The organism is uncultured Nitrospira sp., assembly GCA_902500695.1.
Taxonomy (GTDB): Bacteria; Nitrospirota; Nitrospiria; order Nitrospirales; family UBA8639; genus Nitrospira_E.
Genome location: CABVRQ010000028.1, coordinates 8,377 through 17,416 on the forward strand (window position 1 = coordinate 8,377; position 9,040 = coordinate 17,416).

Here is a 9,040-nt window from a genome sequence, read left to right on the forward strand (position 1 = left end):
TTTTTTCTCCTCGGATTTCCAACCACCCCTTGCCGCGATGAGACCTGTTTCATGTGGGATAAGGGGATTCTATTATTGAGCGTGGTCACCATGTGGCTCCTGGTGTTTTTTGTCGTGTATGCGACACGGCTTTGTGCCCGGATGGTGGATTGGGTTTTACAAAACGGCGTTGAATGGCCCTCTCGGCATACGTTACGGGAACCCTGGTTCCACAGTTCACTGAACATTTCCATTGCCAACATTCAACAGAGTCTGCGGTTTTGTGGCCAGCTCACAGAAGTGGTCGGAACCTTAATCTATTATCCCTTTATCATCGTCTTGGTCATGATTGTGTCGCGCTCTTCGTTTTTTGATGACTGGGATCTTCCGATCAGCCTTCTGATCGTGATAGGCAGCAACATCGGGTTGGCAATTTTTTCAGCCCTCCATTTTCGGCAGACGGCGGAAAACGCACGGGGACGGGTTCTCAACGAGCTGTCATTCATGTTGAGCACGAGTTCCGGCTCGACACGAAAGGCCCAAGTGCAGAAGGTCATCAGCGAGGTCCAGAACTTTAGGAAAGGGGCGTTTTCCCCGTTTGCCGAACAGCCCATTCTGAAGGCATTTGCCATTCCTTCAGGAGGCTATTTCCTAATGATCTTCATTGAATATCTTGGAAGGTGACATGAGGAGAAGGCTTTGCAGAGGGCTATCCAACGGGGAGAACAAAGACCTTTCCCCCCGTTGAGAGGTAGAAAGTGGTGTTAGGCTTCCACTTTTTCCTGGGCAGTGAGGACGAATTTGCCGTCGACCAGGTCCCCCACAATTCGCTGGCCATCCGCGGCTTTGCCCTGGATAATGAGCCGTGAGAGCGGCGTTTCGATTTCCTGTTGAAGCAGGCGTTTCAAGGGCCGTGCTCCATAGACCTGGTCATAGCCTCGGTCAGCCAGATCGGCCACGGCCGCGGGAGAGAGTTCCAGTGACATCCGCCTATCCGCTAATCTGACCCTGAGGCGTTCCAATTGAATTTCGACGATTTGCGCCAGTTCCTCCCGTTTTAAGGGATGGAAGACGACGATTTCATCCACCCGATTCAAGAATTCCGGTCGGAAGTGCTGTTGGATTTCTTTAAGCACTAACGCGCGAATGCCTTCGTAATCCATATTCCGTTGCTGCGCTTCCAGTATCTCCTGACTGCCCAGATTGGAGGTCATGATGAGCACGGTGTTTTTGAAGTCCACCGTTCGGCCTTGCGAGTCGGTCAACCGCCCGTCGTCTAATACTTGGAGCAGGACGTTAAAGACATCATGATGCGCCTTTTCGATTTCATCGAAGAGGATGACCGAGAAGGGTCTGCGCCTCACCGCTTCGGTTAACTGGCCGCCTTCTTCATAGCCCACATACCCTGGAGGCGCGCCAATGAGGCGCGCCACGGTATGTTTTTCCATATACTCCGACATATCGATACGGACCATATTGGCTTCGTTATCGAAGAGGGTATGCGCCAGCGCCCGCGCCAACTCGGTTTTGCCCACGCCGGTAGGCCCCAGGAAGAGGAATGAACCGATGGGGCGATTGGGATCCTTGATGCCAGACCGCGCCCGCAACACAGCTTCCGCCACGGCTTGCACCGCTTCATCCTGACCGATCACACGTTTATGCAACCACTCATCGAGGTGCAACAACTTTTCCACTTCGCCTTGAAGTAAACGGCTGACGGGAATGCCCGTCCATCGGCTGACGACCTCGGCGATGTCATCTTCATCGACTTCTTCTTTGAGCAGACGGCTGGTGCCCTGTTGATTGGCCAGCCGCTCCTCTTCGTCTTTCATGGATTTTTCCAGTTTGGGCAGGGTGCCATAGCGCAACTCCGCCACACGATTCAGATCATACTGCCGCTCGGCCTGCTCGATTTGTTGTTTGGCGCCTTCGATCTCCTGACGAATCGTTTGTAATTTACCGACCGAAGATTTCTCGGCATCCCACTGGATTTTCAAATCATTCAGGGCTTCCTGTTTGCCTTGTAATTCTTCCTCGATCGTGATCAACCTGGTTCGACTGGCCGCATCGGTTTCTTTCTTTAAGGCTTCCCGTTCAATTTCTAATTGGAGAACTTTTCTGGAGATCTCATCCATTTCGGCGGGCATGCTGTCGATTTCGGTTCGCAAGCGCGCGCCCGCTTCATCGATGAGGTCTATCGCTTTATCAGGCAGAAACCGGTCACCGATGTATCGATTGGACAGGCGTGAGGCAGCCACTAATGCCGAGTCTTTGATCCGTACACCATGATGGACTTCATACCGCTCCTTTAATCCCCGCAGGATGGAGATGGTATCTTCCACCGATGGCTGATCGACGACGACCGGTTGGAAGCGCCGCTCCAGGGCCGCATCCTTTTCAATATGTTTCCGGTATTCATCAAGCGTAGTGGCACCAATCAGGTGGAGTTCTCCTCTGGCCAACATCGGCTTCAGCAAATTAGCGGCATCCATGGAACCCTCTGCCGCTCCGGCTCCCACGACCGTGTGCAATTCATCGATAAACAACAGGATCTGTCCCTGGGAGGATTGAATTTCTTTGAGCACGGCTTTTAACCGCTCTTCGAACTCTCCACGAAATTTGGCCCCCGCCACCAGGGCGCCCATATCGAGCACGATCAAGCGTTTATTCTTGAGTCCATCCGGCACATCCCCTTTAATAATCCGTTGTGCCAGTCCTTCGACAATGGCGGTTTTCCCGACTCCCGGTTCTCCGATCAGGACCGGATTGTTCTTGGTGCGGCGGGAGAGGATTTGCACGACCCGACGAATTTCTTCATCCCGGCCGATCACCGGATCCAATTTGCCCTGGCTGGCCAATCGGGTCAGATCCCGACCATATTTCTCTAATGATTGATAGGTTCCTTCCGGATCCTGGCTGGTGACACGTTGATTGCCACGCACCTCCTGAAGACCGGCGAGCACCTTGTCCCGCTTGAGTCCCATAGTCGCAAACACGCCCCCTTCGGCTACCATGGCCAGGATGACATGTTCGACACTCAGGTATTCATCCCTTAGTTCCTTCATCTCCGTTTCCGCCTGGTTGAGCACCTTTGCCAGACGCGGAGAGAGATGCACCTGTCCGGGAGGCGCCCCACTCCCCTGAACCTGAGGAACTTTTTGCAACACTTGTTCTGCGGCATTTTTGACGGCGGTGGGCGAGACACCCGTATGCTCTAATATCGGGTGAGCCAATCCACCGGATTGCTCCAGCAACGCCAGCAGGAGATGCTCCACATCAATCCCTTGATGGCTTCGTCGCATCGCGATCCCCGAGGCAGCCTGCAGGGCTTCCTGTACTTTGATCGTCATCCGGTTAAGGTCCATTGGCTTCCCCCTCAATAAAGAAAGTCTAAATAAAGAATTTACTTCTCACTATAGAGATAACAATCCCGAGCCGAATTTCAACCCCTCAGGACTGATTCACACTCGACATTCTTCCCATTGCCGGAAACACACTCGGAAAATGAAGGGCGAAAAAAGGCCTATCCCCAAAAAAGAGCATGGAGCAGCTAGGACGATGACGAACACAGGATGCGTTCATACAACTGATGCACGGTGGTGGTATGTCGGCGATAGTCGCTCAGGAATGTTTCCGTGGCCTGGGCCACGGTGGCGTGTTTAAGGTAACCCATTCTGACTGCGCATTTGGCAATCTCCTCCGTCTTACTCGGGAGCAGATGCGTTTGAAATTCATGGACCATTTGAAGTTTGTGCTCAAGATTTCTCAGAAACACATACGACTCTTTCAACTGGCGGGCATCCGGTGCCGTCAGTTTTTTCATGTGCGTCAATTTCACCAGAGCTTTGAGTGTTTGCCGATCACGGATTTCGGGGCACGCCTCTCCCCAACGCAGTTGTAGAGCTTGCACAATAAATTCTATTTCCCGAATGCCTCCGATACCCAGTTTGACATGCCGGTCGACTTCCCCGCGTCGAATCATCTTGGAAAGAATTTGTGACCGGAGTGATTGAATGGCCGGAAATACCTGGTCTTCGGGTTCTTCATTCCCATAGACAAAGTTTGTCAGCCCCTTGATTAAGGCTTGCCCCACACGAAGATTTCCGGCAATGGGCTTGGCTTTGAGAAATGCCAGACGTTCCCAGGTTCGGCCTCGACCCGCGTAATAATGAAGTGCGTCCTCCAGGGACGAAGCCAACGGCCCGACCATCCCTTCCGGACGGAGACGGAGATCGACTCGAAACAAAGCGCCTTCGGCTGTTGGCGCCGTCAAGACCGCCGTGAGTTCACGGCCCAGGGTTTCACAATACAGCACACGAGCAATACTGGTTTGTCCCCTCCCCGCTTTCGTCGTCCCTTCGGGCGCATGGTACACATAAATGAGATCGACATCCGAGCTGTAATTCAGCTCCCAGCCTCCGAGTTTCCCCATGGCCAGCACGGAAAAACCGTCCGCCTTTTTCCCGGTCGATGTCCCCCCTCCAAAATCGCCAAACCGCTGGATTAACTCCTGGTTCACCAGTTCATAGGCCGCCTGAATCACGGCGGCGGCGAGATCCGACAACACGGTATAGGTTTCTACGGGCGTGGCTATGCCCAACAAATCGCGAATCCCGATTCGTAGCATTTCGCGCCGCTTCATCCGCCGTAACGCTTCACATTTCGCCTCAAAACTCGTCACGGTACCGAGGGCGGCCTGCACGTTGGCCTCAAGGGCCTTCCGGGTCATCTGCCGACGCAGGACCCCATCATCTTCGATCCAATACACCAATAATGGATCACGGATAAATGTTTGCGCCATGGCCGGACTATTTCCGAACGCTGCGCCCAACACTTCGACCACATGCGGAACCATCGCTAAATATTGAAATAATTGGAGGCGTTGGATGCCGGAGTCGACATACCGCTCCCATTCATTTATGGCCTGATCCGGATCGGCCGTTTGCGCGACGCTGCGTAACACTGAAGGCAGAATGGTCGCCAGGGCTTTCCGGGCGACCGGTTCCCCGGCCATGGCCTGAAGGTTATGATCGGCGCGCTTCCAATCCTGCAGACCATAGGCCTGAAGAATCCTGGCCACGTCTTGCGTGATAAGTCCTGAAGCCAGGAGTAAGGGCGTGGGATCGGGAAAGCGGGCAGCAGGAGGGTCCTCCTCGGAAGCTGCGTGTGGTTTAAAAGCGGTCATCGTAAAAAGAAAATTATACGGGAGCGCGTCCGACCTTACAATGCAACATTTTTTCAGTATACTCGGCACCATGAACGATTCAGAGCGGATCCAGTCATATCAAACGCAATGTCCTGATCTTCGTCCGGCGTTGATTAGAGATTTTGTCCAGCAGATGGACCCTGATTATTTTGAAAGCTTTCCTCCCGCCGCAATCCTGGAACATGTAACCCTGGCGAACCAGCTCACGTTCGAACGACCCTGTGCGATCTCAATCCGGACACTGCCCACCCGGCAATTTCAACTGACTCTGGTGGGTTACGATTATTTTTCGGAGTTTGCCACATTCTGTGGCGTCTTATCGTCATTTGGACTGGATATTCGAGAGGCCACGATTTTCACCTCTTTAGAAAAGATGTCTCCATCTCGTCCCTCAGCACCATCAGTTCAAGGCCTGACCTCCACGGGCTCCGCCTCACAAGCGACTCGAGGGTTAACCCGGAAAATTGTCGTGGATGTCTTTCATGTGCAGGCTCTTGAAGACCGGAAATTTGCCGAACCCGAACAACGCGAGTTTCAAATCATGGTGACGACCCTTCTCGTCCTTCTTCAAAAGAATCAGATCCGGCAAGCCCGACGACAGGTGAATCGCCGGCTCATTGAGAATTTAGAGAACATGCGGCAAAAACCGACGGAGATGGTCCATCCGGTCCACATCACGTTTTCCAACCCGCGCGGCAGTCATGAAACCATTCTGGATATTAGCTCAACCGATACGCCGGCATTTTTGTACACCTTTGCCAATGCCCTGGCCATGCGCGGCATCTATATCGTAAAAGCCAAAATTGAAGTCGCCAATCATCGTGTCCGCAATCGTCTCTACGTCCGCGGACGCCAGGGCGGCAAAATTCAGGGAAAAGCCGAACAACAGGAACTGCGAACGGCGGCCACCTTACTTAAAGAGTTCACTCATTATCTGAGGTGGGCACCGGACCCCGGGAAAGCGCTCGATCATTTTGATCAATTCCTGGATCTATGGTTAGAGCAGGCGAATACTCCCTCGCATCTCACCAAGCTAAGCCAGGCTTCGACTCTGGAACGACTGGCTCAACTCTTTGGCAGCAGTGATTACCTGTGGGAGGATTTACTCCGACGGCAGCATGACAATTTGTTGCCCATGATGAATCAATACCAAAAAGGCCCCCTGATTCGATCAAAATCTGTACTCAGCAAGGCCATCGAGCCGTTATTGCTTAAAGCCAGAACTCCTGTCGCCAAAAAACAGCGTTTGAATCAATGGAAAGACGAAGAACTGTTTCGAATCGACATGCGTCATCTCCTGGAAAACAGTCCACTCCCTGACTTTTCCAAGGCCCTGACCAATCTTGCTGATGTCATTCTCAACCAGGCCCTTCTGCATTCTCAACAGGCGATCAATCCGAAAGCCTCCCTCACCACCCCTCCGTCGATAGCGATATTTGGATTAGGGAAACTCGGAGGCGGGGAATTAGGGTATGCCTCCGATATCGAGATTCTGTTCGTCTATCACATGCCCGGCAAACCTTCGCGAGGCCAGACGACCCAGGAATCCTCAGATTATTTTGAACGATGGGCGCAGGAATTTCTCCAATGGATTGAAGCCAAGCAGGAAGGCATTTTTCACCTGGATACCCGGTTGCGCCCGCATGGAGAAAAAGGCCTCCTCGCCAATTCTCTCCAGGAAATTCAGCGCTATTATGCGCCACAGGGTGGAGCCGCCCCCTTTGAACGACAGGCGTTACTCAAGCTCCGTTTTCTTGCTGGAAATCGTGCGGTGGGAAAAGCCGTTGAACAACATCGCGACGAATTTGTGTATGCCCCCGACCCATGGGATCTTCAGACGGCCCTCCATCTTCGTGAACGTCAAATCAAAGAGTTGGTCCAGCCGGGAACCACGCATGTCAAATACGGAGCCGGTGGCCTGCTTGATGTGGAGTATACCGTGCAATATCTTCAACTCATGCACGGGCACAACCATCCTTCCATTCGCACGCCCAATACCCTGGATGCCATCGATCACCTGAGCGGGGAAGGCTTTTTCACTCTTGAAGACGGGGCTCAGCTCAAAGACGACTATCTGTATTTTCGACAACTCATTGATGGACTTCGAATAGTCCGTGGCCATGCCCAGGATCTTGTCCTGCCACCATCCGGTTCTGATGAAATGGTGTTTTTAGCTCGCCGGCTCGGGATGCTCACCACAAACTGGCTTCAGGGAGCCGACGACCTGGAGCATGCCATTCACACCAGAATGACGAAAATTCGCAAACAATTCCTTCAACGATTTCCCAAACAGTAACGCCCGGGCATCAAAAGGAATTGTTCATCCCCTTCATTGACTCACCCGGGCGTTAGAAGAACCGTATGCCTTCCCCACAGGAACGCGGGGAAGGCCACTTTTCAGCGATTAGCAATCATAGTACATGAAATATTCATACGGGTGTGGCCTGACTCGAATCGCATCGATTTCATTGGTCCGTTTATGGGCAATCCAGGCTTCAAGCAGGTCCTCGGAAAACACTCCGCCTTTCAAGAGAAATTCATGGTCATCCTCAAGAGCCTTTAAGGCCTGTTCCAGACTCGACGGCAATGAGGGAATATTTCCTAATTCCTCCGGCTCTAAGTCATAGAGATTTTTATCCATGGCTTCGCCCGGATGAATTTTATTTTGAATCCCGTCTAATCCGGCCATGAGCATGGCACTGAAGGCCAAATACGGATTACACGAGGGATCAGGGAATCGGACCTCAATGCGTTTGGCCTTGGGACTTGGCGAATACATGGGAATCCGGATGCCCGCCGATCGATTCCGGCTGGAATAGGCCAGCAACACCGGTGCTTCAAAACCAGGGGTCAGCCGTTTGTAGGAATTCGTGATCGGGTTGGTGAGCGCGGCTAACGCCGGACCATGCTTGAGGATCCCGCCGATATAGTACAAGCACATCTGCGAGACACCCGCATATTCCTTTCCGGCAAACAATGGCTTCCCGTCTTTCCAGATACTCTGATGGGTATGCATCCCGGTGCCATTATCTCCATAGAGCGGCTTGGGCATGAAGGTCACGGTTTTGTTATGCCGACGCGCGACATTGCGCACAATATATTTGTACATCATCATCTGATCGGCCATCTTGACCATGGTATCGAATCGGAGATCGATTTCGGCCTGGCCACCTGTGGCCACTTCATGATGATGTTTCTCCACCTTAATCCCGGCTTTTTCCATTTCCCGGCACATCTCCGACCGGATATCCTGTTGCGAATCGACAGGGGCCACGGGAAAATATCCCTCCTTATGGCGGGGGCGAGACCCGAGGTTCTCTCCGTCTTTTCCGGAATTCCAGATGCCCTCTTCCGAGTCGACGAAGTAGTAACCGGAGTGACTGTTTTGATCGAACGAGACATGGTCAAAAATAAAGAATTCGGCTTCAGGTCCCCAATAGGAAACATCCCCGATTTTGGTGCTCTTGAGATATTGTTCCGCGCGAAGGGCCACACCGCGGGGATCCCGCTCGTAGACGGTTCGGGTAATGGGATCTTGCACGTCCCCCACAATGCTTAACGTCGGAATCTCCATGAAGGGATCCATGCAGGCGGTATTCGGATCAGGGACGATCAACATGTCACTATTTTGGATCGCACGCCACCCCCGCATTGACGATCCATCGAATCCCGAGCCTTCTTTAAATAAATCCAACGTTAATTCTGAGGTCGGAATCGAAAAATGCTGCCAGGTACCCAGGAGGTCGACAAACTTGACGTCGACCATTTCCACCTTGTTCTTTTTCGCAAAATCCAACACTTCTTTCGCGGTCATTCAATACCTCCTTCGCAAGCACATCTGTTTATAAAAGTAAT

The 9,040-nt window shown here is 52.5% G+C and carries 5 protein-coding genes; 2 read left to right on the forward strand and 3 right to left on the reverse strand.

Going from position 1 to position 9,040, the window contains the following annotated elements; translation table 11 throughout:
• Positions 1–663: hypothetical protein (locus AAH187_RS09025; protein WP_342348123.1), on the forward strand; the 663-nt coding region annotated here is incomplete at its 5' end.
• A gap of 80 nt (positions 664–743) precedes the next feature.
• On the opposite strand, the gene clpB is transcribed toward AAH187_RS09025, so the two are convergent.
• Complete coding sequence (gene clpB / locus AAH187_RS09030) at positions 744–3,344, reverse strand: ATP-dependent chaperone ClpB (protein WP_342348124.1); 2,601 nt, start codon at positions 3,342–3,344, stop codon at positions 744–746.
• 185 nt (positions 3,345–3,529) lie between these two features.
• Entirely contained in the window at positions 3,530–5,164 is a 1,635-nt protein-coding gene (locus AAH187_RS09035; RefSeq protein ID WP_342348125.1) for a hypothetical protein, read from the reverse strand.
• Positions 5,165–5,234: 70 nt separating this feature from the next.
• Here AAH187_RS09035 and AAH187_RS09040 point away from each other — a divergent pair, with 70 nt between their 5' ends.
• Positions 5,235–7,481 carry a hypothetical protein gene (locus AAH187_RS09040; protein WP_342348126.1) on the forward strand — a complete coding sequence of 749 codons (2,247 nt, stop codon included), beginning with the start codon at positions 5,235–5,237 and terminating at the stop codon, positions 7,479–7,481.
• 108 nt (positions 7,482–7,589) lie between these two features.
• Here AAH187_RS09040 and glnA read toward each other — a convergent pair whose 3' ends face one another.
• The gene (gene glnA, locus AAH187_RS09045; protein WP_342348127.1) at positions 7,590–8,999 is read right to left on the reverse strand and encodes a type I glutamate--ammonia ligase; all 1,410 of its coding nucleotides are present in this window, start codon (positions 8,997–8,999) and stop codon (positions 7,590–7,592) included.
• Between the last annotated feature and the right edge of the window lie 41 nt (positions 9,000–9,040).

Excerpts from the sequence above, each read along its gene's own strand:
- glnA (WP_342348127.1), bottom strand. The coding sequence starts at position 8,999 with ATGACCGCGAAAGAAGTGTTGGATTTTGCGAAAAAGAACAAGGTGGAA.
- clpB (WP_342348124.1), bottom strand. The coding sequence starts at position 3,344 with ATGGACCTTAACCGGATGACGATCAAAGTACAGGAAGCCCTGCAGGCT.
- AAH187_RS09040 (WP_342348126.1), top strand. The coding sequence starts at position 5,235 with ATGAACGATTCAGAGCGGATCCAGTCATATCAAACGCAATGTCCTGAT.
- AAH187_RS09035 (WP_342348125.1), bottom strand. The coding sequence starts at position 5,164 with ATGACCGCTTTTAAACCACACGCAGCTTCCGAGGAGGACCCTCCTGCT.